17 protein-coding genes are annotated in these 22,914 nt (G+C 71.7%); 4 read left to right on the top strand and 13 right to left on the bottom strand.

Annotation, left to right across the window (positions count from 1 at the left end; translation table 11 throughout):
* Nucleotides 1–93: 93 nt before the first annotated feature.
* On the bottom strand, nt 94–1,098 hold the full coding sequence (locus ACFCZ1_RS03350; protein WP_376676613.1) for an IPT/TIG domain-containing protein: 1,005 nt from the start codon (nt 1,096–1,098) through the stop codon (nt 94–96).
* Between the two features lie 159 nt (nt 1,099–1,257).
* Nucleotides 1,258–2,001, bottom strand: a complete 744-nt coding sequence (locus ACFCZ1_RS03355; protein ID WP_376676614.1) for an IPT/TIG domain-containing protein — start codon at nt 1,999–2,001, stop codon at nt 1,258–1,260.
* 1,321 nt (nt 2,002–3,322) lie between these two features.
* Between ACFCZ1_RS03355 and ACFCZ1_RS03360 the strand changes: the two genes are divergently transcribed.
* Nucleotides 3,323–4,864: an IS1182 family transposase gene (locus ACFCZ1_RS03360; RefSeq protein WP_376676783.1), complete on the top strand. Its 1,542-nt coding sequence runs from the start codon at nt 3,323–3,325 to the stop codon at nt 4,862–4,864.
* A gap of 59 nt (nt 4,865–4,923) precedes the next feature.
* Here the strand turns inward: ACFCZ1_RS03360 and ACFCZ1_RS03365 are convergent, their stop codons facing one another.
* From ACFCZ1_RS03365 to ACFCZ1_RS03400, 8 genes are all read right to left on the bottom strand, one after another.
* Entirely contained in the window at nt 4,924–6,696 is a 1,773-nt protein-coding gene (locus ACFCZ1_RS03365) for a cation:proton antiporter (protein WP_376676615.1), read from the bottom strand.
* 132 nt (nt 6,697–6,828) lie between these two features.
* Complete coding sequence (locus tag ACFCZ1_RS03370) at nt 6,829–7,881, bottom strand: cytochrome d ubiquinol oxidase subunit II (RefSeq protein ID WP_376676616.1); 1,053 nt, start codon at nt 7,879–7,881, stop codon at nt 6,829–6,831.
* Nucleotides 7,881–9,365, bottom strand: coding sequence for a cytochrome ubiquinol oxidase subunit I (locus ACFCZ1_RS03375; protein WP_376676617.1), 1,485 nt, complete (start codon nt 9,363–9,365; stop codon nt 7,881–7,883). Before ACFCZ1_RS03375 ends, ACFCZ1_RS03370 begins: the two co-directional genes overlap by 1 nt.
* A 40-nt stretch (nt 9,366–9,405) precedes the next feature.
* On the bottom strand, nt 9,406–10,215 hold the full coding sequence (locus ACFCZ1_RS03380) for an SDR family oxidoreductase (RefSeq protein ID WP_376676784.1): 810 nt from the start codon (nt 10,213–10,215) through the stop codon (nt 9,406–9,408).
* 206 nt (nt 10,216–10,421) lie between these two features.
* On the bottom strand, nt 10,422–12,002 hold the full coding sequence (locus tag ACFCZ1_RS03385) for a GMC oxidoreductase (RefSeq protein WP_376676618.1): 1,581 nt from the start codon (nt 12,000–12,002) through the stop codon (nt 10,422–10,424).
* Between the two features lie 148 nt (nt 12,003–12,150).
* Nucleotides 12,151–13,065, bottom strand: a complete 915-nt coding sequence (locus tag ACFCZ1_RS03390) for a cyclase family protein (RefSeq protein WP_376676619.1) — start codon at nt 13,063–13,065, stop codon at nt 12,151–12,153.
* 32 nt (nt 13,066–13,097) lie between these two features.
* Nucleotides 13,098–14,624, bottom strand: coding sequence for a gluconokinase, GntK/IdnK-type (locus ACFCZ1_RS03395; RefSeq protein ID WP_376676620.1), 1,527 nt, complete (start codon nt 14,622–14,624; stop codon nt 13,098–13,100).
* Between the two features lie 210 nt (nt 14,625–14,834).
* A complete protein-coding gene (locus ACFCZ1_RS03400; RefSeq protein WP_376676621.1) occupies nt 14,835–16,232 on the bottom strand; it encodes a chloride channel protein in 1,398 nt (465 codons plus the stop codon).
* Nucleotides 16,233–16,836: 604 nt separating this feature from the next.
* Here ACFCZ1_RS03400 and ACFCZ1_RS03405 point away from each other — a divergent pair.
* Both ACFCZ1_RS03405 and ACFCZ1_RS03410 read left to right on the top strand, forming a co-directional pair.
* Entirely contained in the window at nt 16,837–17,355 is a 519-nt protein-coding gene (locus tag ACFCZ1_RS03405) for a hypothetical protein (RefSeq protein WP_376676622.1), read from the top strand.
* A gap of 219 nt (nt 17,356–17,574) precedes the next feature.
* Nucleotides 17,575–19,452 carry a PAS domain S-box protein gene (locus tag ACFCZ1_RS03410; protein ID WP_376676623.1) on the top strand — a complete coding sequence of 626 codons (1,878 nt, stop codon included), beginning with the start codon at nt 17,575–17,577 and terminating at the stop codon, nt 19,450–19,452.
* Nucleotides 19,453–19,511: 59 nt separating this feature from the next.
* Here the strand turns inward: ACFCZ1_RS03410 and ACFCZ1_RS03415 are convergent, their stop codons facing one another.
* From ACFCZ1_RS03415 to ACFCZ1_RS03425, 3 genes are all read right to left on the bottom strand, one after another.
* Complete coding sequence (locus ACFCZ1_RS03415) at nt 19,512–20,501, bottom strand: Acg family FMN-binding oxidoreductase (RefSeq protein ID WP_376676624.1); 990 nt, start codon at nt 20,499–20,501, stop codon at nt 19,512–19,514.
* A 25-nt stretch (nt 20,502–20,526) separates the two neighbouring features.
* Nucleotides 20,527–21,186, bottom strand: coding sequence for a DUF4389 domain-containing protein (locus tag ACFCZ1_RS03420; RefSeq protein ID WP_376676625.1), 660 nt, complete (start codon nt 21,184–21,186; stop codon nt 20,527–20,529).
* 600 nt (nt 21,187–21,786) lie between these two features.
* On the bottom strand, nt 21,787–22,173 hold the full coding sequence (locus tag ACFCZ1_RS03425; protein ID WP_376676626.1) for a VOC family protein: 387 nt from the start codon (nt 22,171–22,173) through the stop codon (nt 21,787–21,789).
* 69 nt (nt 22,174–22,242) lie between these two features.
* On the opposite strand from ACFCZ1_RS03425, the gene ACFCZ1_RS03430 reads away from it, so the two are divergent.
* Nucleotides 22,243–22,536 carry an acylphosphatase gene (locus ACFCZ1_RS03430; RefSeq protein ID WP_376676627.1) on the top strand — a complete coding sequence of 98 codons (294 nt, stop codon included), beginning with the start codon at nt 22,243–22,245 and terminating at the stop codon, nt 22,534–22,536.
* Nucleotides 22,537–22,914: the final 378 nt, after the last annotated feature.

Here is a 22,914-nt window from a genome sequence, read left to right on the forward strand (position 1 = left end):
CTCGTTCGAATGGCTTCATTGGCCGGTGGCCGGTGGCCGGTGGCCGGTGGTCGGTGCAGGCGCGGGCCGTTGGCGCCGGGGTGGTGGCACCAGCTAGATCGCGGGAGGCGCGACGCGCTGGTAGGCGAGCGAGTTGCTGGTGCCGCCCGACGTCGTGACGCTCACCGGCACCGAACCCGCCGGACCCGCCGGGGCGATCGCGATCGCGGTCGTGTCCGACACCACGGTGAAGGCCGCCGGTGCTGCGCCGAAGTGGACCGCGAACGTCGTGGTCAGCCCGGTACCTGTCAGGGTCACGGCGGCGCCCGCGTCCGTCGGCCCCTGCGCGGGCGAGAGCGCGGTGAGCGCCGGCGCCGCCAGATAGGTGTAGATGACGGAGTTGCTGGTGCCGCCGGGACCAGTGACGGTGCACGCGACGGAGCCGGTTCCGGGCGGGGTGACCGCGGTGATCTGGGTGGCGGAGTTGACGGTGAAGGAGGTCGCGGGGGTGCCGCCGAAGGTGACGGCGGTGGTCCCGGTGAGGCCGGCGCCGGCGAGGACCACGCTGGTCCCGCCGGTCGCCGGGCCCTCGGCGGGCGAGACGGACAGCAGCGAGGGCGCGTTGAGGTAGTAGAAGAACACCGGCCCCGAGGTGCCGCCGACGGTGGTCGCGGTGACCGCCACCGCGCCGGTGCCGGCCGGTGTGACGGCGGTGATCTGGGTGGCGGAGTTGACGGTGAAGGAGGTCGCGGGGGTGCCGCCGAAGGTGACGGCGGTGGTCCCGGTGAGGCCGGTGCCGGTGAGGACCACGTTGGTCCCGCCGGACGTCGGGCCCTGGTTCGGCGCGATCGCGCTGAGGGTCGGCGTGGGCGCGTAGGTGTAGGCGACCGTGTTGCTGAGCCCGGCGGGTGTGCGCACGGTGACGTTGACCGTGCCGGTTCCGGGCGGGACGGTCGCCTTGATCGTCGACGGGGTGTTGACCGTGTACGACAGGGCGGCCGCGGATCCGAACATGACCGCGGTGGCGCCGGTGAACTGGCTTCCGTTCAGGGTCACGGGATTGGTGCCCGCCGCCGGACCCGTGTTGGGTACGACCGAAGTGAGGACGGGAGGGGCCACGGTGACTCCAAGGGGTGTGGTCGGCCTGGCCGGGCCGCAAGCTGGGGGCACGGAAGCGGTGCGGGCGGGCGCACCCGTGCCCGCACCGCTTCCGCTGGGCACGGGCCGGTGGACCGCAGAGGGCCGGAGCCCGTGCGCGGCCGTGTGCCCGAGACACCGTCAGATGCCGGGGCCGGACATGTAGGTGAAGCCGTCGCTGAGGGTGGCGCTACCGCCCCCTGTGGTCACGACGACATCGACGGAACCTGCGGTGCCGGGCGGTGTGACGGCCACCAGCGTGGCGCTGTTCAGCACTGCGAAGGACGCGGCGGTGGCGCCGAAGGTGACGGCCGTGGTGGACGCCAGGCCGCTGCCGTTGACGGTCACCGAGGTGCCGCCGGACGTCGTCCCCGAGGTGGGTGTGAGCGAGACCAGTGTCGGCGCGTCGACGTAGGCGTAGGTGAGCGGAGCGGTCGTGCCCCCGGTGGTGGTGACGGTGACGTCGACGGAGCCGCTGGAGCTGCCGGCAGGCACGACCACCGACAGCTGGCTGTCCGAGACGACCGTCGGGGTCGCGCTGTTGGAGCCGAAGGACACGGTGGTGGCAGTGGAGAGGCCGTAGCCGTTGATGGTGACCGTGTTGGTGCCCGCGGTCGGACCCGAGCCCGGGTCGAGGGACACCGCGATCGGCGGGCTGATGTAGAAGAAGGAGAGCGAGTTGCTCGTCCCTCCCGCCGTCGTCACGTTGACGTCGACGACTCCGCAGCCCGCGGGGTCGATGACGCTGATCATGGTCGGGGTGTTCGCGGTGATCGTGGCCGTCCGGGACCCGAAGTGGACGGCGGTGGCACCGGCCAGGTTCACGCCGGTGATGGTGACGGATGTTCCGCCGCTGGTGGAGCCTTGGTTGGGACTGATGGGCACGAGGGTTCCTCCTCACTCGGAAGTCTTCTCCGAGCAGCGACTGGGTGTTCCGATCCACCGACGTCCGAACCGACCCAGGCCGCGCGTCCGGCCGCCGGCAGATGGGGATGTGCGGAGGCCCGTCCGGACGGGATGAGTTCAGTCCCGGGAGGGAGGCTTGTCCGCGGGGGCTCGATGGATCATCACCCCATTGATGCAGACACCTGAATTGACCCATCAGAGTGACTCCCTCACCAAGGAGATTGATACGATATCAACCGTTTGGCGGAGCGCTCTGGGCGTGCGGCGGCGCGTTCCGGTGGTGCGCGGTCACCTGCCGGGCCATCACGAACACGGAGGGCTTGGGCAACGGCCGCGCATGGATTCCCGGCGGCCGGGGGCTCTCTTACGGGTTTCCGGAACAGCACCGGGTGCTGCCGGCCGCGCGCTCTCCCCGCTGGGCGCGGCCTGTTGCCGGTGTGCGGGGACAGCGGCTTCGGCCGGGGCCGGCTGCCCGGGGGCCGCAGCGGTGGGGGAGTTCCTTGGCCGCGTCGCATGACCTCGCGCACGCCGGATCGTCGCAGCGCCAATGACCGGCTTTACCGGCGCCGTCGAAGGGAATCTGCGCGGCGAGGCTGGGCGTGCGGCCCAGAGCGAGAAGCCGCAGACACTCGGCGCGGTCGGTGATGCCTGTGGCGCCGACTCCGTCAGGCCGGTGCCCGCCAAGAGCAGCGCGAGGGCCGTGTCAGTACGGGCCGCGGTGAACACTGCCCGCACGTCGAGGGCCGCGGCCAGTGGCGCGGCGGCGACGTCCTGCCCGTTCCGCAAACCGGTCGAAGAGCGTTGACCGCTTCCGAGCGGACAGAACATCAGGCATGACCGCACGCTACGGGCACCCGCACGGGTCCACCCCCGCGACAGCCCGGGCACGGCGCGGGGCGCCACGATCTGCGTAACCAGGTCAGCCGTAGACGTTCCGGCCTCCGAAACGGGCGAGGTGCGCGCGGGTGTCGAGGTTATGGCTGAGGCGCGGCGGCCACCTTCCCCGGATCCTGGCCGCACGCAGGCCAGCCAGTGGGCAGTGGCCTCATGGCCGAGGGACTGTCCAACAGGCCATCGGGCGAGGCCTCTTCTTCAGCAAGGGAGCGATCAGCACACGACCGCCCTGCAGGTCAGGCCGTGTCCTTTGATCAGGCCGGACGCCGCGGGCCCGGCAGATCCGAAAGACACGGCCTAGAAGGCTGATGAAAATGTTGGGTTCTGGCCCCGCCGCGGGAGCGGCGGGGCCAGACTCGTTTTCGTGGTTCAAGGGGAGTGGGTCGGGGAGACGGCCGGGCCGGATGTGTGGGCTACGTGCCGGGAGTTAATCCCGGTCGGGAGCGTGTTCGCGTTCCTGGCCGAGCACCGTGGGCAGCTATTTCCCGCGGTGATGTTCGAGGACATGTATCCGTCGGCGAACGGCCGTCCGTCAATGCCTCCGCAGGTTCTGGCCGCAGCGATCACTTTGCAGGCCCTGCATGGGATGTCGGACTTCGAGACGGTCCAGGAATTACGCTGTGACCTGCGGTGGAAGGCCGCGTGTGGGCTCGGCTTGCACGATATGGCGTTCGATCCTTCGCTGCTGGCCTACTTCCGCCGCCGCCTGGCCCGCTCGGCCCGCCCGAACCGGGTCTTCGAGGCGGTGCGCGAGGTCGTGAAGGCCACTGGCGTGCTGAAGGGAAAGCACCGGCGGGCACTGGACTCCACCGTCCTCGACGATGCGGTGGCCACCCAGGACACCGTCACCCAGCTGATTTCCGCCGTGCGGGCAGTGATCCGTGAGGTCCCCGGCGCCGGACCTGTCGCGGCCGTGCAGTGCACCGCCCACGACTACGGCGACCCGGGCAAACCGAGGATCGCCTGGAACGACCAGCAGGCCAGGGCGGACCTGGTGGACGCCCTCGTTGGTGACGCGCTGCGGCTGCTGGGCCACCTGCCCGAACAAGAACTCGGCGAGAAGGCCGCGAACGCGGCCGGCCTGCTGGCCCTGGTCGCAGGCCAGGACGTCGAACCGGCCCAGGAGTCCGACGGCCGTGACGGACGCTGGCGCATCACCCGGGGGACCGCACCCGACCGCGTGGTGTCCACGATTGATCCCGAGGCCCGGCACATCCACAAGAACCGAACCCGCCATCAGGAGGGCTTCCGTGCGCATGCCGTGTTCGAGCCCGAGGCGGGACTGTTCACCGAGGTCGCTCTCACCGCCGGCAGCGGAGCCGACAACCACGAGGCCGCCGTCGCCCCAGACCTCCTCGCCGACGAGGACCAGGAACTGACCGTCCTCGGCGACACGGCCTACGGCACCGGCGACCTCCGCCAGAGCCTCGAAGCCGACGGCCACACCCTGGTGATCAAGCCGCCGCCACTGCGGCAGGCAGTCCCCGGCGGATTCAGCACGGACGATTTCCAGGTCGACACCCAGGCCGGGACCGTCACCTGCCCGGCCGGCCACACCAAGCCCCTCGGCCGCCCCCTCGCAGGAGGCAACCGCCAGGCCCAGTTCAAGAAGCTCTGCCTCGATTGCCCTTTGCGCGACCGCTGCACCAGGTCCAAGACCGGACGCGTCTTCAGTGTCCATCCCCAGTACGACCTCCTCAAAGCCGCCCGGGACCAGGCCGCCACCAGCCAGGAATGGCAGGACGAATACCGCCGCTGGCGACCACCCGTCGAACGCGCCATCGCCTGGCTCGTCGCCAGAGGCAACCGCCGCGTCCCCTACCGCGGCGTCCTCAAGAACAACACCTGGCTCCACAATCGGGCAGCCGCCCTCAACCTCCGCCGCCTCATCAACCTCGGACTCACCCACACCGGCACCACCTGGGCCCTCACCCCCGCCACCACATAGACCCAGGGGCCACCCGGCCTACGGCCGGACAGCCCCACAACAGGATCTTCATCAGCCTTCTAGGCCGGCGGCGACGGCACGGGGCCGAGCAGGACGAGGAGGTCGCCCTGTTCCGGGAGGACGGGCTGCGTCTCGTCGACCGGCTCCAGCCGACCGTCACCGCGGACCACGAACAGCGTCTCGTGTCCCGGCGGGAGCGGATCGGACGCGGGCTGCACCAGGAACCGGGCGCCCTGCTCGTACCGTGCCGCCAGGACGTGCCGGACGAGCGAGCGGCCGAACAGGACGGTGCTGCCCGTGTAGGGCGCGACGACGCCATGGCTCTCGTGGGGCGGTGCCACCCGGTAGACGGGGCCCTCGACGTTGCCCTCGACCAGCACCGAGGCGAGCGCGTTGAAGTCGTCGTCGTCGGTGAGGAGGTAGACGGCGTTGACTCCCTCCAGCCGCGCCCGGGGGTTGGTCGCCGTCGCCAGCAGATCCCCTCTCGCCAAGGTGATTCCGGCGTCCCTGATCCGTTCGCGCTCCTCGTCCAGTCCCGCCCACATCTGCACGTCGAGCCCCGCCGACCGCAGGGTCGTTCCCAGTGCGATCACCCACGGAGCGCCTCCCACCAGGAGGGGCCGGGTGCGGTTCGGCGTGGCGACGCCGAGCCGCCGGGCGACGGGGCCCGCGGTCAGGGCGTACAGCACGACCGTCGAGACGATCACCAGGAAGGTGATGGGCAGGATCTTGGACGCCCCGTGCAGCCCCACTTCGACGAGGGTTGCGGAGAAGGCCGCCGCGGTGGACGCCGCGACGATGCCGCGCGGGGCCATCCATCCCGCGAACGCCCGTTCTCCCATGGTCATGTTCTTGCCCATGGTGGCGATGAAGGCCACGAGCGGCCGCACCACGAGGACGAGGAGCACGACGAGGACGAGCGTGGGAAGGAGCACGGGCATCAGGGAGGCCGGGGTGACGCTGGCCGAGATGGAGATGAACAACAGCCCGATGATCAGCTGGACCAGTGTCTCGAAGAAGGGCCGACGGGCGGGCATGTCGAAGCCGCGGATGTTGGCCGCGGCCATACCGGTGACGATCGCTGCGATGAGCCCGGTGTCGTCGCGGATGATGTCGCATCCTGCCGACACGGCGATCACCGTGGCCAGTTGTGCCAGCGTACCGAGCACCTCGCCGAGCCGTAGCAGGCGCAGGGTCAGCCACAGCAGCGCCACCCCGACGCATCCGCCGACGAGGCCCACGGCCATGCTGATGAGGAACTGGCCGATCTGATACCCGCGCCCGATGTCGATCTGGTGCGTCGTCGCGATGGCGTGGAAGACGATGGCCCCGAGGATGGCGCCGATCGGGTCGGTCAGCGTCCCCTCCCAGATCAGCAGGCGCCGTACCCTGTCCGTCGGCCGCACGTACTGGAGCAGGGGCCCGACGACCGTGGGCCCCGACACGACGAGGATCATGCCCACCATCGCGGCCACCCTGAGCGACATGCTGAACAGGGCCGGACCGACGGCACAGACGGAGAAGAAGGTGAAAGCCACTCCGAAGAGCAGCAGCCTGCCCACGACCGCGCGGGTGTGGCCGGTGAGGTTGCGCAGGTCGAGGCCGAGACCGGCGTCGTAGAGGATCACCGCCACGGACAGGGACACCAGGGCGGAGAAGTCCTCCCCGACCAGCTGGTCCGGATGCACGATGTCGGTCAGGGCGCCCGCGGTGAAACCGGCCGGCAGCAGCAGGATCAGCGCGGGGACGCGCAGTTTGCTAGCGAGGATCTGGCAGGTCGTCGCCAGGGTCACGACCAGGGCGATGCCGAGGAGGATGTCGTTCTCGCTCACAGCGCCTTCCTTCCTCGCTTCACGCGTGCGACGGGGGAGTCGACGGGGGTGCGGGAGCCGCCGGCCCGGGCCGGCGGGACGGGGCGGCGCCCACCGGGCCGGTGCGGCGCCGCCGGGTCGGTCGCCGCCGGGTCAGTCGCCGTCGGCCGCGTCCCCCCGCGAGGGACGGGTCCGGCGCAGGTCGGACTCGGTGAGGGGTTCCAGTTCGCCGTGGGTGTCCATCCAGTAGAGGAAGAAGACGGCCGGGGCGACGAGCAGCAGCGCGACGAGGCTGACCACCGACAGCCAGGCCAGGGTCTGGGAATCGCCCGCGGCGTCCGCCACGGTCAGGGACGTGGGGATGAGGTAGGGGCGCTGGGCGAGCCCCCAGGCGAAGACGGCCGCGCCGACGATGCCGACGGCGCTGAATCGGGCCCGGTGGACCCGGCCCCGCAGCACGAACAGCGCCGTCGCGGCGAAGAACAGCGCGGACACGATCGCGAGGGCGAGCCCCGCACCGTGGGTGAGCCCGTGCCAGACGTGGGGCGCGTCGCCGTGGGTGACGAGGAGCACGCCCACGGCCGTCAGGGCGACCGCGACGAGGCTGAGGAGGGCGCGGAACCGGAAGTAGCCCACGAGGTCGGGGGCGTCGAAGCGCACGGCGTCGGCGGTCAGGAAGACGGCGCCGAGGAGCGCGGTCGCGGCGACGGTGAGCAGCCCGAACAGGAGCGACGTGGGGTTGGCCCACGCGTCCGCCGAGGCTTCGGTACCGGGCGCGACGCGGCCGGAGGCGACGCCGCCGACGGCCGCCCCGAGGAAGAACGGGGTGAGCAGGGAGGCGACGGCGAACACGGCGCCGTACAGACGCCGCCGGGCCAGCCGGCGGCTGGGTTTGCGCAGGGCGAATCCGGCGCCCCGCAGGACCGTGCCCAGGACGGCCAGGGCCAGGGGGAGCCACATCGCGGTGAACACGGTCTGGAACATCACGGGGAACCCGGTCCACATGAGGACGAGGACGAAGATCAGCCAGACGTTGTTGACCTCCCACACGGGAGCCATGGCGTGGTCGATCAGCCATCGGGGGCGCTTGCCGCGTTCGGCCCCGCCGGCCGTCAGGTCCCAGAAGCCCGCCCCGTAGTCGGTGCCGCCGGCGCAGGCGTAGGCGGCCACGGCGAGCAGCATCACGAAGGCGACGAGGTCGGCCATCACGTTCCACCGCCCCCGGACGTCGGGGAGCCGCCGTCTTCCGGAGACCGGGCCTCGCCGGCCGGGACCGGCGGACGCGGGCCGTAGGGGGTGACGGCCTCCGGCGCCTCCACCGGCCGCCCGTCCGTCAGTTCGTCGGCCAGGCGCCAGCGGTCACGCATTTTCAGCAGCACCATGAGGAACGCCCCGAAGATGAACACGTACACCACGATCACCAGGCCGAACATGGTCCACAGGGTGGCGGACCGGGTCGAGGTCACGGCCTCGGCCACACGCATGTTCTGGTAGACGATCCAGGGCTGGCGTCCCACCTCGGTCGTGATCCAGCCGCATTCGACGGCGACGACGGAGCCGACACCGGCGCAGGCGGCGCTGCGGTAGAACCACTTGGAGCGGGGCAGCCGGCGTTGGCGCCACCAGACCAGGCCGTACCAGAGGGCGAGGACCGCCAGCAGCGTGCCGATTCCCACCATGGTGTCGAAGGCCCAGTGGGCGATGGTGGCCTGAGTGGCGTTCGGCCGGTCGCTCGCCGGTACGGAGGTCAGCCCGGTCACCTTGGTGTCCGGGCTGAACCCGGCCAGGATCGAGTCGAGCTGGGGGATCTTGATGCCGCCGGAGACGGTGCCGTCCGGATGGAGCCGGCCGAACAGGTACTCGGGGACGTGGGTGTCGGTGTCCCAGACGATCTCCATCGCCGCGAACTTCACCGGCTGCTTGTGGAACACCTGCCGGGCGATCGAGTCCCCCAGTACGAACTGCACCGGAGTTGCCACCGCGGCGATGGTGAAGGGGACCGTGAAGCCGAGCCGGTGATAGCGGTCCCGCCGCCCGCGCAGCCATCCGACGGCGTACACGCCCGCCACGACGTAGCCCGCCGTCACCAGCATCGCCACCACGAAGTGCCAGTACTGGGGCCCGAACATCGGGGTGAAGACGGCCTTCCAGACGTCCACGTCGACCGGGTTGCCCTGGGAGTCGAGCGAGAACCCCTGCGGGGTGTTCATCCACGAGTTGGCGGCCAGGATGCCGAAGGCCCCGAGCAGAGCCGCGGCCGGGAGCGGCAGGCCGAGCAGGAAGTGGGTGCGCGGCTTCAGCCTGCGCCAGCCGTACAGGTAGATGGCGATGAGCACCGCTTCGAGGAAGAAGGCCCAGGCCTCGACGCCGAACCCGATGCCGAAGACATCGCCCCACTTGCCCATCAGGCCCGGCCAGAGGAGGCCGAACTCGAACGACAGCACGGTGCCGGTGACGACGCCGATCGCGAACTGCACCGCCATCACGGCCGACCAGCGCCGGGCCAGCAACAGGGCCGTGGCGTCGTTGTGGCGCAGGCCGCGGTAGTGCATGACGAGGGTGATGAACGGCAGCGCCACGCCCATCGGCACCAGGATGATGTGGGAGGCGAGGGTGAACGCCATGAGCTCCCTGGCCGGGAGCAGTTGGGCGGGGGCGTCTGCCGCCAGCAGATGGACCGTGGGGTGCATACGTTCCTTTGCCGCTCGGGATGACGGGTCGGGCGCGGGATCAGCCGCCGGTGGCGAAGCCGGGGAAGAGGGTCATCCCGCCGTCCACGTACAGCGTGGTGCCCACGACGTAGTCCATGAGGTCGGAGGCGAGCGCCACGGCCGCGTGCGCGATGTCCTCGGGGTCGCCGATCCGCTCGTAGGGGATCAGCCGGAGCAGATCCTCCCGGGCGTCCGCCGTCTCCCACGCGTCCCGGTTGATCGGGGTCTTGATGGCTCCCGGAGCGATCGCGTTCACCCGGATCTTCTTGGGCGCGAGTTCCTGGGCCAGGGTCGTCATCAGCATGTGCACGCCCCCCTTGGAGGAGGCGTAGTTCGCGTGGCCCGCCCAGGGAATGATCTGGTGGACGGAGCTCATGCAGATGATCTTTCCGGCCGCACGGGACACCTCCGGGACGACGCCGCGCCGCAGGAACTCCTTCGTCGCTTCACGCGCGCACAGGAACTGGCCCGTGAGGTTGACGTCGAGCACCTTCTGCCACTGGGCGAGCGTCATCTCCTCGAACGGGGCGTCGCGCTGCAGCCCGGCGTTGGCGACCAGGATGTCGATCGTGCCGAACTCCTGGACCATCCGGTCCATCATGGCCACGACCTGGTCCTCCTGGGACACGTCCGCCTCGTACGCGGCGGCGCGTACGCCGAACGAGCTGATCTCCTCGACCACCTTCTCGGCCTCTTCCCTGCCGGCCACGAAGTTGACGACCACATCGGCGCCGGCCCGGCCCAGGCCGATGGCCGTTGCCTTCCCGATTCCGCTGTTGGCGCCGGTGACCAGCGCTTTCTGGCCCTTGAGCAGGTGAGCGGGGATCATTGCCTGCGGTACGCCCTCGGTGGAACTCACGATCGACTGCCTCCTCGACTGCCCGGTCCGGATCCGGACCGGATCCGGTCCACCGGACCGCGGCCCGACAGGGTCCGAACGCCACGGAAGCACCCTCCGCGCGGATCGGCAGCCCGGGCGAGGCGTCCTTGGGCCACGCGGCGGAGCATCAACCCCCGGTCGGAGCAGACTCTCGGTCAGCCCAGCCGTTCCACCAGGTGGTCGCCCACCCGAAGGGCGTTCGCGATCGCCGTCAAGGACGGATTGACCGCGCCGATGCTCGGGAAGAAGCTCGTGTCCACCACGTACAGGTTGTCGAGGTCGTGGGCCTTGCAGTTCACGTCCAGCGCGGACGTGGCAGGGTCGTCGCCGAACCGTACGGTGCCGGCCTGGTGCGCCGTGGCGCCGATCGGCATGCCCTTGTGGAGGTAGATGCTGCGCGACAGGAGCTGGTGCTCGTGCATCCCCAGATGGCTGAGCATGCCCTGGAGCTTGTGCCGCAGGCGTTTCAGCCCCTCGACGTTGTTCTTCTCGTCGAGCACGAGGCGGATGGTGCCGTCGCCCTCGACGGTGACCCGGTTGTCGGGGAGGGGAAGGTCCTCGCCGCACAGCCAGAAGTCGACCGCATGGTGGGCCATGACTTCGAAGGGCATGTCCGGGGTCACCGCGCCCGCCCAGCGGGGCGCCTCGCCGTGGATCTGGTCGGCGTCCGACTTGCCGAGCATCTGGATGCCGCCCAGCGGGTAGTCCCAGTCATCGGCGCCGAGGTACCAGTCGTGCAGGGCCAGGGTCTTCTGGAACTTGGTGTCGTTCGGTTCCTTCGAAATGGCCATCAGGGCCAGGTTGTTGTGGCGCATGTAGTGCCGGCCGACCACGTCGGAGCTGTTCGCCAGCCCGCGGGGGTGGCGGTCGTCGGCCGAGGCCAGAAGGAGCGCGGCCGAGTTGACCGCACCGCAGGCGACGACCACGATGTCCCCGGTGTAGGAGGCCAGGGACCCGTCCTCACCCCGGGTCACGACCGCGCTGACGCTCCGCCCGGTCGGATCGGTCTCCAGACGGACCACCCGTGCGTTGGTGATCATTTCCACGTTCGGGTGTCGCAGCGCGGGCTCCACGCAGATCACCTGGGCGTCCGACTTGCCGCGTACCAGGCAGGGGAAGCCGTCCACGCGGTCGCAGCGGATGCAGACGCTGGAGCGGGTCGCCCGCCCGTTCTCGTCCTGGCTCAGGTCGACGCCGATGGGCAGGTGGAACGGGTGCAGGCCCCGCTTCTCCAGGTCGTCGCTCAACTGCTGGATGCGCGGCTCGTGTTCGACCGGCGGGTAGGCGTACTGGGCGCTGTACGGCCCCTCCCACGGGTCCTCGCCGTGGCGTCCGTGGACCTTGTAGAGGTGCTCGGCCTCGGTGTAGTAGGGCTCCATGTCCTCGTACCGGATCGGCCAGGCGGGCGACAGCCCGCCGTGGTGGCGGAGTTCTCCGAAGTCCTCGGGCCGCAGCCGGAAGAGGGCGGCGCCGTAGAACTTGGTGTTTCCCCCGACGTAGTAATTGACCTCGGGCGGGAACTGCTCGCCGTGCTTGTCCAGCCAGAACTCCGGGGCACGGTACTTGCCCTTCACGAACACGGCGGTGGAGTCCCAGTTGTCCCGCTCACGGGGGAGGTAGTCGCCGCGTTCCAGGATGAGTACCCGCTTGCCGGTCGGGGCGAGCCGGTGGGCGAGCGTACCGCCGCCGGCGCCCGTGCCGATGATGACGACGTCGTAGTGCGGGGAGTCGCCCACGGCGACCACCGTCCTCGGGCTCGTGGGCCCCGCCCTGTCACCGGGCCCTCTCTGTGCGCGCTGCCGGGACACGGCAGCCACCCCCACCTCTTCGAACGTATCCCCCCTTTCCGTGCGCGGCGACCGGACGGGACTCCCGCGCGCGGCGTCACAGAACGGCGATCGGGTTCACCGGCGAGCCGGTGGCCGACGGAAGCCGGAGCGGCGCGACCACGCACAGGAAGGACCACCGGCCCGCGCGTTCGCACGCCTCGGTCAAGCCCTCGAACTGCAGGTAGTCCATCAGATGCAGTCCCATGGCGTGCATCGCCAGCACGTGCACGGGAAAGTCGATCCCGGCCACCGCGCTGGGGGCGGTGTCGTGGTTGCCGTCCGCGCCCAGCACGGAGACCTGCCGCTCTGCCAGGAACGGCACGGCCGTGGGATGAAGGCCGGCCCGGGCCCGGGCCGCGTTCCACGCCCCGTGCTCCCGGCGCCGCAGGCGGTGCCCCACTCGTACGAACAGCACGTCCCCCGGCCCGACCCTGACGCCTTGGGCCTCCTCCGCCGCGGTCAGGTCGTCGGTGGTCACGTGATCCCCGGGCTCCAGCCAGGGCACGCCCCGCAGCCGCGGGATGTCCAGGAGCACGCCACGTCCGACGATGCCGTCCCGGACGGTCTCGACACAGAGCGCACGGGCTCCCCCGGGCGTCACGCTGCTCGCCGGCACGCCGTTGTAGAGCTCCCCGTCGAACAGCACGTGGCACAGCGCGTCGAGATGACTGTCCGCGTCCCCGTGCACGTTCATCGAGAACCGGTCGCGCGCGAAGTGCAGCCCCTCGGCCACGGCCTCACCGGCCACGGGCGCGATCATCCGGTGGCGCGCGGGTTCGGGATTGTCCGGGCCGGCCCTGGTCTCGATGGGCGCGGCGAGCGACACCGTGAGTCCGGAGCGGACCTCGGAGGAGGCGGCCACCACGCGCTCGGGCGTCAGGTGGCCGAGCGTGCCGCGCCGGTCGTCGGGCGTGCGCGGGCTCATGCCGCGCAGCTCCTCGTGCAGCGCGCGGAAGGCGTCAGCGGTCATCGGCCCCGGCGTCGGCGGCCCGGCCCGCGGGGTCACCAGGACCCCCACGGAGCAAGGACCCAGCGGAAGACGTGGCTGCCGCCCGGTTCGAGGACGGTGAGCGCCGTGCCACTGCGCAACGCGTCGGCCGGGCAGGACATCGGCTCGACGGCGACACCGCGCCGGCGCCGCCCGGGCTCCGGCAGCGTGTCCCCGGTGTACACCTGCACGTACCGGATGCCCTCGACGAGCCGTACGTCGATGCCGTGCCGCCCCGAAGGGTGCGCCAGCCGTACCGTGCAGTGGCCTGCCGGGTCCCGGTCGAGCTCCGTGTACGCGGTGTCCAGCCGCTCCTCGCCGATGGGCCGGGCGGTGCGGAAGTCGTACGCCGTGCCCTCTACCGGTTCCTCACCGGTCGGCAGGCCGTGTTCGTCGGTGACGAGCCGGGTGCCTGCCGGCACGGTCAGCAGCGCGGTGTCCACCAGGCCGGTGCCGACGGTCAGATAGGGGTGCTGGCCCACGCCGTAGGGTGCGGCGGTGTCACCCGCGTTGGTGGTGGTGACGGTGGTCTCGAGCCCCTCCGGGCCCAGCCGGTACGCGGCGGAGACCTCCAGCCGGTACGGGTAACCGGGCTGCGGGAAGAGGGTGGTGCCCACCGTGACCGTGTCCTCGCTGCGGCCGTGCAGCCGCCACGGGACCCATCTCAGGAGCCCGTGGATCGCATTGCCGTTCTCCGGTTCGGTCAGCGGGAGTTGCAGGTCCTCGCCCCCGAACCGGTACCGCCCTCCGGCGACCCGGTTCGGCCAGGGCACGAGCAGCTGCCCGCGTCCGCCGGTGATCCGCTCGTCGGCGGCGAATCCGTCGAGCAGCGGCTGACCGCCCACCTCGTAGTGGCGCAGCGCGCCGCCCAGCTCGACCACCACCGCCTCGTGCGCTCCGTGGCGCAGCCGCCATTGTTCTCCTGATGCTGTGGGGGGCACGCGCGGCTCCTCGGTCGGTGCGGCAAGGGGGAGAGCCTCGTCGGTGCCGGTGCCGGTGCCGGTGCCGGTGCCGGTGCCGGTGCCGGTGCCGAGCAGGGCGATGACGGCATCGGCGACGGCCTCCGGGGGCTGGTCGACGTCCACCACGCAGGCGTGCTCGTCCGGCTCCGGCTCCTGGAGATCGGCGAACTGGCTGTCCAGCAGTTGTGCGGGGAAGAAGTGGCCGTGCCTGGACATCAGCCGGGACCGGACGAGCTGCCGTGAACCGTGCAGATGGACCAGACGTACCTCGGGCCGTCCCCGGGTCAGTTGGTCCCGATAGGCGCGCTTGAGTGCCGAGACGGCGAGGACGGCGGGTTCCCGCGCTGCGATCCGCCGGTCGATCCATGCCGCGACGTCGGCCAGCCACGGGCGCCTGTCCTCGTCGGTCAGCGGCTCGCCGGCCGCCATCTTGGCCCGGTTCGCCGGAGTGTGGAAGTCGTCGGCGTCCTCCTGCGCCCAGCCGAGCCGGTCGGCCATCAGCCGCGCCACCGTGGACTTCCCCGATCCCGCCACGCCCGTCACGAGCACCACGGCTGCGGGCACGTGGTGACGCGCCATACGGCCTCCTCGGTGCGGTGCGGTGCGGTGCGACCGGCCCCTCCGGCCCGTCCGGTGCGGGCCCGGGTACTTCCACTCTCGGCGCGCGCCGTCCGCGGCGCACCTCGGCGACCGGGCGACGCAGATACGGAGGTACGGGTACGGAGGCACGGGTACGGAGGCACGGGCACGGGCACGGAGGACCGGAGCCGTGGGCACACGGCGGTGACCTCAAGCGGTGCCGGACGCGCCGGGGGCGACGGCAGGGGTGGCCGCCGGTTCCGCGGATTTGCCCACGGGCGGGACGGCGGGCCCGGGTGGCAGCAACTGGGTCGTCACGAAGGACACGACGGCCGCCAGCATCACCACGGGGGTCATGGCGACGCTGCCGAGCACCACGACGACGAGCACGATGCTGCTGACCGGCAGCCGCAAGGCACTGGTCGTCGCGGCCGCCATGCCCGCGGCCATTCCCGGTACGACCCCCAGGCCCGGCAGCGGCGCGAGCAGCACACCGATCGCACAGCCCAGGAACAGGGACGGGAACACGGGGCCGCCTCGCAGGCTGCCCAGGCACAGGGTGTAGGCGGCGCTCGTGCAGAGCACCACGGCGATCAGGGCCCCGACCCCCCAGGCATGCGGATCGGCGGCCATCCGGCTCAGCGTCCCCTGGCCGGAGGACGACACATCAGCGGGCGAAAGGCCGGTGATGAGCGCGTACACGGCGGAGCAGACGCCTGCCGCCAGGGCGCACAGGGTCGTGCGGGTGACGGTACGCTTCGCGACGAACCGCGCGGTCAGCCGGCCGCCTCGCATGATCAGATGCAGGAGGGCGCCGATGGCCACTGCCATCGGGACCGCCCAGAGCACGTCCCCGGCATCGAGGTGCGGAACGGGCACGCCCAGCTTCACGGAGAGGCTGGGCGCGTCGAGCCCGGTCCAGCGGCCGAAGCCGGTGAACACGAGCGAGCCCACCCCGCTCGACAGCAGCGCGGGCAGCATGACCGCGAACAGCTGTGGCCCGCCCACCCCGGCCACCTCGATGAGCAGCACCCCCGCGATGAGCGGGCTCCCGAAGATCACCGCGACCGCCGCCGCTGCTCCCGCCGCGCCCAGGAGTGCCGTGCTCTGGGCGGTCGCAGGCGCCCGCGTCAGGTCTCTGAAGAGCAGCGCCAGGCCGCCGCCGAGGGCGATCAACGGGGCCTCCGGGCCGAGCGTGGCGCCGAGGGGAAGGCTGATCATGGCGGCGAGGATCACACTGGGCAGGGCCTTCGCCGAGACACCGCCCGTGTGCAGTCCCCCGGCGGGGATGTGGCCGCCGGCGCCGGGCAGATGGGTGACCACGAGTCCGACGGCCGCGCCGGCCACGAGCAGCAGCGGCAGCGGCCACCACCACGGCGGCGCGTCCCACCCCAGAGCCTCCGGCAGACCGCTCCACATCAGGTGCTCCAGCTCGTGGAGGGCGACCAGGAACCAGAACGCCACCAGCGACACCGGAATACCCATGAGGGCGCAGAACACGAGCGCCTTGAGGTAACCGGGACTGCGCAGCAGCGCACGCAGCCGGTCCGCCTCTTCGGGCTGTGTCCCCTCGGCGTGCCCCGAGGGGCGCGGATCCGATGCCGTCATGGGATGTGTCCCGTCTCGGTTCTGGCCGTCCATTTCAGGCGAGGAGCCTGGCCTGCTGAATCGCTGAATCCTCCTCGGTCATTGCAGCATCCGGTTGAAGGCTTCGCATTTCCGGACGGGCAGGGAAGCGGGGTGTGGACGTCAGGCGCCGGCCAGGGTGCTGGGGCCGCCCGACAGGGTGACGTGCAGGCCGTCCGGCCGGACGTCTACGGACGTGGCTTCGAGCCCGAGGGGGTATCACCTCAGCGCACCCGGCTCCGGTCCGAGAACGCCGTTGCCCATTCCCAACCGGCTGGTGGGGACGGAGCGGCCGAAGCGCCGCCACCCGTACATTCCACGAACAATGCGCGGACGGTCCCTCGTACCCGCCGGTGAGGGCCGGGCGGAGCCCCTCCGGCGCCGATCGCCCTGCCGGGCCCGGAGGCCGCCGGGGTTCCACCGCCGTCACGTCCAGTACCCGCTGGTGTGCGGCCCGTTCGCCCGGCCGGCGGCGAGAACGCCGCCGTGGTGTCGCCGGACGAGACTGTCCCTGTCCGCTGTTAGGGTGACGTGCGCCCGTCAAGACGGGCTGTCTTCAGTCACTGATATTTCAACGGGGTTGAACGTGAAGCTTCGCCATGTCCGTGCGGTCGCCGTGTTCGGAATCGCGATCGTCGCACTCACCGGAGCCCGTGGCTCCCACGGCGGCAGCTGCGGCGGCAGTTCCGGTTCGAGCCACAGCAGCTCCAGCGGGGGCAGCGGCGGCGGTAACCACGACAGCGGTAGCACCGGCACCAGCGGCAGTTCGAGCGGCGGTACCGTCAGCGGCGGTTCCGGCAGCAACAACAAGGCCGAGCGCGACATCAAGATCGACAACTGCAAGCTGGACGCCGCGGGCAAGAACCTGGTCGCCCGGCTCACCGTCACCAACAGCGGTTCCGTGGACTACACCTACAACATCACCATGAAGTTCCGCGGGAGTGCCACCTCGGCCGCGGACCTCGCCCAGGCCAAGGTGACCGCGCTCAAGGTCAAGGCGGGTGCGTCCCAGCAGGCCGAGGCCACGGCCGCGTACACCGGGAAGGGCGACGGCAGCGAGTTCAAGGAGTGCGTCGTCGCGAGTGCGACGAAGAGCGCCCTCTGACGCACCCCGCCTTGGCCCTGCCGGTCCGAAAACGTGATCACGGCCTCGCCGGTGTCACACCGGCGGGGCCGTTCCGCGCCACGGATGTCGTACAGAGTCGGCGACGGCGCCGAGCAGAACTGGTCAATTGCCTGCGCATGCCGGTCAACCGGGGGTGCGATATTCGGCCACGTGGTCGGATGTTCCCTTCTGCGGGATCCGACGAGTGCGAGGCACAGCGTGACAGCGACGACCGAAGAGCTGTTCCGGGCTCTGCTGGAAGCGGCCCCGGACGCGATGGTGATCGTGGACGACGCCGGTGTGATCCGGCTGGTGAACGCCCAGGCGGAGGTCCTGTTCGGCTACCCCCGGGAGGAACTCCTGGGGCGAACCATCGACGTGCTGGTGCCCGAGCGGTTCCGCGGCCACCATCCGGCCCACCGGCTCGGCTACGCGGCGAGCCGCCAGGTCCGGCCCATGGGCGCGGGCCTGGTGCTGTACGGACTGTGCCGCGACGGGCGCGAGTTCCCCGTGGAGATCAGTCTCAGCCCCCTGGAGACCCCGGAGGGACTGCTGATCTCGGCGGCGGTGCGGGACGTCAGCGAACGAAGAGCCGCCGAGGAGCGCTTCCGGGCGCTGCTGGAGGCGGCGCCCGACGCGATGGTGATCGTCGACGAGAGGGGCATCATCCAGCTCGTCAACGCCCAGACCGAGGCGCTCTTCGGGTACGCCCGCGAGGAGCTGCTGGGGCGGCCCGTCGAAGTGCTCGTCCCGCCGCGGTTCCGCGGCCACCACTCCGACTTCCGGCACAGCTACTCCGTCAACCGCCAGGTCCGGCCCATGGGTGCGGGGCTGGAGCTGTACGGACTGTGCCGCGACGGGCGCGAGTTCCCGGTCGAGATCAGCCTCAGTCCCCTGGAGACCCCGGACGGCACCCTGGTCTCCGCGGCCATCCGCGACGTGACGGACCGCAAGGCCGCCGAGGAGATGCTCGCCCAGCTATACGAGCAGCAGCGCCACGTCGCCCTCACCCTCCAGCGGAGCCTCATGGGGTCGCCGCCGGACGTGCCGGGAATGCCGACGGCGAGCCGCTACTTCCCTGCCCGGCAGGGCGCGGGGGTGGGCGGAGACTGGTTCGACCTGATCCCCCTGGGCGGCGGCCGGGTCGGCGTCATGATCGGCGATGTGATGGGCCGCGGCCTGGACGCCGCAGCCGTCATGGGACAGCTCAGATCCGCCTCCCACGCCCTGGCCAAGACCGGGATGCCGCCCTGGCAGCTCATGCGCGCCCTCGACGCCGTGGTCAGCGAACTCCCGGACCAGTTCGTCACCTGCTGCTACCTGGTCGTCGACGCCGACGCCGCCGAGATCACGGTCTGCTCGGCCGGGCACCTGCCGGTCCTGCTCGTCGCCGCGAGCGGGGAGGTGAGCCGGCTGCCCGCGGAGGTGAGCGTGCCGCTCGGAGTGGGCGAGGTGCCCCACCACGAAAGCCATCACACGGTCGAACCGGGCTCGGTGCTCGCGCTCTACACCGACGGGCTGGTGGAAACCCCCGGCAGCGACATCGAGGGGCAGGTGGACGGGCTCGCCGCGGCGCTGGAGAAGGCCCTCGCCACGGCCGACGGCCTGGAGGCCGCCGCCGACCGGCTGCTGGCCGAGCTGCTGCCGGACGCCGATGACAACCCCGACGACGTCACCCTGCTGCTCGCCCGCATTCCCGACACCCCGGTGACCTCGCGGACCGTGATCCTGGCCGCCGACCCGAGCAGCGTCGGCGAGGGACGGCGCTTCCTGCGCTCCACCCTCGCGTCGTGGGGCAAGGACGACGACCAGCTCCGCGACACCGCCTGCCTGCTCGCCTCGGAGCTGCTCTCCAACGCGGTGAGGTACAGCCGCGGCCCCGTCCGCCTGCGACTGCGTCAGGCCGGCGGGGAACTGGGCGTCGAGGTCTGCGACGGCAGCCCCGTCCTGCCCCAGGCCCGATTCGCCGCCCCCGACGCCGAATCCGGCCGCGGCCTCCTCCTGGTCGACTCCCTCGCCATGTCCTGGGGCACCCTCCCGACGGCCGAGGGCAAGGCCGTCTGGTTCTCCCTGCCGCTCCCCGCCCCACGCCACTGACACCGCGTCGGTGCCCGCGTGCTTCGGGCGGGCGCCCGGCGCTCCTTTCGGCACGGGCCTCAGCGCACGTCGAGCACCTCGGCGGCCGGGCGGCGCGGCGTGCTGGGGCCCTGGGGGCCGTAGCCCAGGCGCAGCACCATGTGGACGTGGCCCATCGGGGCGACCGGGTCACGGACGGCCCAGCGCAGTTCGGGCCATTCGAGGGGCTGCGAGGTCATGGAGGCGACGAGCCCGTCCGCCGTGGCCCGCAGGAGGACGCGTTGCAGCGCCTGGCCGGCCCGGAGCCAGTCCGCCGGAGTGTCTTCGGACGTGCCGAGCAGCGCGATGCGGGGGTTCTGTTCGAAGACGGCCGACTCACGGCCCGGAACGGGGCTCCAGGTGCCGAAGTCCCGTACCGGCGCACGGGATCCCAACTGGCGGGGCCCGAACGCGTAGCCGGGGATGCCCGCGTCGCGCGGCCCGTCGGGCGCCGCGTCCGTGTGGATCCACCGAGCGGCTTCCTCCCGTACTGCCGGATCCATCTCCTCGCTGTGCTCGGAGTCGTGGACGAGCTCCAGTACGGCTTCGGTGTGCCAGGCGTCCGGGAGGACCAGCCGCGCCCCTTCGAGGAGGGCCGCCGCGCACAGGGCGTCCTGTACGGCGGGCGGGATCTCCTCGTCGGTGAAGGGGAAGCGGCTGGTGTGGCGGCGTCGTACGGCGGGGTGCAGGGCCGTGAGGGCGGGGTCCGCGGCCGTGGTCTCCCGCAGCACCGCGTCCGCGAGGTGCAGCGGTCTGTCGTTGTCGGGCAGGAGCGTGACGGCCGTCTCCCAGCCGCTGTCCGCCGCGGCCACCCGGAGGTTGAACAGAGCCGCGGCGCAGCCGAGGTGGAGGGCCCGCAGGTCAGGGTCGGTGTGGAGCATGGCCCGTTCGGGGTCGCCGTGCAGCTCGATTCTGCGGTCGTGGGGCCGCAGGACGAACTTCCACGGCTGGGCGTTGTGCATGGAGGGTGCGGTGACGGCGTCCTCGATGAGGGGGAGCACCGCGGTGGTGTCGAGGGGTGGTGCGGACACGGTCGGATCCTGTCTGTGCGGCGCCTCAGTCGAGCGCTGCGGCGGCCGGGCGCTCGTCGCCGCCCATGTCGAGACGGAACGGGGGATATTCGTCCGTCATCAGCGCGGCGTACGCGCTGACGCGGAGCACCCACCGGTTGAGTCCGGTCAGCAGGTCGAACAGATCGCGGGGGTACTTCCCGGTGAAGGCCAGAGCGACGACCGCGAACAGGGCGAGCAGGGCGATCAGGCCGCCGCTCCAACAGCCCCTGTTGGCCGTCCCGGTGAAGATGGCGATCACGAGGTACTGCGGAATGGCGAGCAGCCACCACTTGACCAGGACCAGGCCCCGGGAGAGCCGCTCGGGGTAGGCGATGTCCAGGCGGGCCGGATAGTCGGGTTCGGGGCCGAGGCTGAAGGGCGGGTACCGGTCCGTTCCGAGCACGGCGTGCGCGTAGTACGAGACCCGCCAGGACCAGCGGAGCACCCCGAGGTTGAAGTCGAAGAGGGCGCGGGGGTAACGCTCGGTGAAGAGGATGGCGAAGAACGCGATCAGGCAGACGACGACGAAGGCGATCCAGAGGAAAGCCAGCACGATGTAGTGCGGAATGGCCAGGAACCACTTGACCAGCCACAGCCAGCGGGACAGCGGCGCGTCGAGCCTGGCCGTCACCGTCACCGGCGGGTAGGAGGTCTGCATGGTCATGGGACTCACCTCATCGGCTCACCTCGCCCTCTCCCATCATCCGGGCTGAGCGCGCCGTGCTCCACTCGGGCGCGCACAACGCCGCCGCGCCGGGGACACCGGGGGGCGTGAGCGCGTACCGCGCGGCCGTGGCCCGCGGCTGTCGCTTGCGGTCGGCCTGCCGGATCTCGGGGGTCGCACGACCGTGGTGACGGGCGCCGGCACGGGCCGGGAGCCGTCAGGTTCCGTGAGCGCTCACGGTCCGTGGCTCGGGCGGGTGACACCGTACGGGAGGGGCCGCGGCGGCCGCGGTGGGCACGGCGGGCACGGCGGGCACGGCGGGCACGGTGAGGTCCGCGGGGCCGACCTGGCCGACTTCTCCTCCGTCCGGGCCTCCGCCGCGCGCAGGACGGCTCCGGGATGCAGCTGGGCACCCACCACCCGGGACCGTTCGCGCTCACCTTCAGGACGTGTCGTCTCCGTCGCCGCCGACGCCCACCGCAGGAGAGCTCGACATCGACGCCGGCCACGCCCGGCCCGTGTCCTGCGGCAGCCACACGGCCCACAGGCCCTAGGCCCGCTCCTCCGGGCCGCCGCGTGCTGACGGCGGCCCCGACCCGATCAGGGGCGAAAGCGCAGCGGATGGTCCGCCGGCACCTCCACGACGGCGATGCGCACGCCGTCAGGATCGGCGATCCACATCTCGATCAGGCCCCAGGGCTCGCGCCGTGGAGGCCGCAGCACCTCGGCGCCCCGGCCGCGCAGTTCCTCGTACGCCGCCTGCGCGTCCGCGACTTGGAGCCACAGCTGCAGCCCGGGCGCGGGCGGCGCCTCTGCGCGGCCCGACACCTCCAGGAATCCCCCGCCGAGGAAGTAGACCGTGCCCCGCTCGGGGCCGGTGCCGAACTCGCGGTAGACGGCGAGCTCCAGGACGTCTCCGTAGAAGGCGCGCGAGCGCTCGGGATCCGTGGGACGCAGCAGCATCCTGCTGCCCAGTACATGCACCATGTCCCCACCTTGGCCTACGCGGCGTCCCGGCGGGCCGGAAACGGACGGGACCGGCCTTATCGTCGGAGCATGGTACGCAAGCGCGTGATCGTGTCGGGGACCGTGCAAGGGGTGTTCTTCCGGGACACGTGCCGCCGTGAGGCACTGGCGCACGGCGTGTCGGGGTGGGTGCGGAATCTGCCCGGCGGTGACGTCGAGGCGGTGTTCGAAGGCGCCGAGGACGCCGTTGCGGCGATGGTGCGATGGGCGCGTACGGGACCGGCCGCGGCCGAGGTCCGTGCCGTCGAGGTCCGCGAGGAGACGGGTACGCCGCAGGACCTGCCCGGCTTCGAGGTGCGGCCCACTCCCCGGGACGCGATCTGATCGGGCGCATTCCGTCTCCGCGGGCGGGCCCGGCAGTCGTCGCCTGCCGTCGCCACATTCGCGTGGTCCGCGTGGTCCGTGCAGGCCCGCAGTGCCGGCGTGCCGCGGCGGCGGGTGCTCGTCCGCGTCGGGTCTACGGCTCTCCGATGGGGGTAGGTGCGCAGCATGAGGCATCAGAAGACCGGCCCGCCCACGCACCCCCGCCCGCGTGATCCGTCGGAGCCCAGCCCGGCCCCTCCCACGCATCCGAGGCCCGGCGATCCGCAGGCCCCCCGACCGGCACCGAGCCCCGGCCCGGGCCCCGAACCCGCACCCGGGGGCCCGCGGCCTCCGTCGCTGTAGGGCGAGCACGCACGGGCACCGCGCCGGTCCGTCCGG

The sequence above is a fragment of the Streptomyces sp. NPDC056224 genome (assembly GCF_042267665.1).
Classification (GTDB): domain Bacteria; phylum Actinomycetota; class Actinomycetes; order Streptomycetales; family Streptomycetaceae; genus Streptomyces.

Excerpts from the sequence above, each read along its gene's own strand:
- ACFCZ1_RS03430 (WP_376676627.1), top strand. The coding sequence starts at position 22,243 with ATGGTACGCAAGCGCGTGATCGTGTCGGGGACCGTGCAAGGGGTGTTC.
- ACFCZ1_RS03370 (WP_376676616.1), bottom strand. The coding sequence starts at position 7,881 with ATGGCCGACCTCGTCGCCTTCGTGATGCTGCTCGCCGTGGCCGCCTAC.
- ACFCZ1_RS03420 (WP_376676625.1), bottom strand. The coding sequence starts at position 21,186 with ATGACCATGCAGACCTCCTACCCGCCGGTGACGGTGACGGCCAGGCTC.
- ACFCZ1_RS03425 (WP_376676626.1), bottom strand. The coding sequence starts at position 22,173 with ATGGTGCATGTACTGGGCAGCAGGATGCTGCTGCGTCCCACGGATCCC.
- ACFCZ1_RS03395 (WP_376676620.1), bottom strand. The coding sequence starts at position 14,624 with ATGGCGCGTCACCACGTGCCCGCAGCCGTGGTGCTCGTGACGGGCGTG.
- ACFCZ1_RS03380 (WP_376676784.1), bottom strand. The coding sequence starts at position 10,215 with ATGATCCCCGCTCACCTGCTCAAGGGCCAGAAAGCGCTGGTCACCGGC.
- ACFCZ1_RS03375 (WP_376676617.1), bottom strand. The coding sequence starts at position 9,365 with ATGCACCCCACGGTCCATCTGCTGGCGGCAGACGCCCCCGCCCAACTG.
- ACFCZ1_RS03400 (WP_376676621.1), bottom strand. The coding sequence starts at position 16,232 with ATGACGGCATCGGATCCGCGCCCCTCGGGGCACGCCGAGGGGACACAG.
- ACFCZ1_RS03390 (WP_376676619.1), bottom strand. The coding sequence starts at position 13,065 with ATGACCGCTGACGCCTTCCGCGCGCTGCACGAGGAGCTGCGCGGCATG.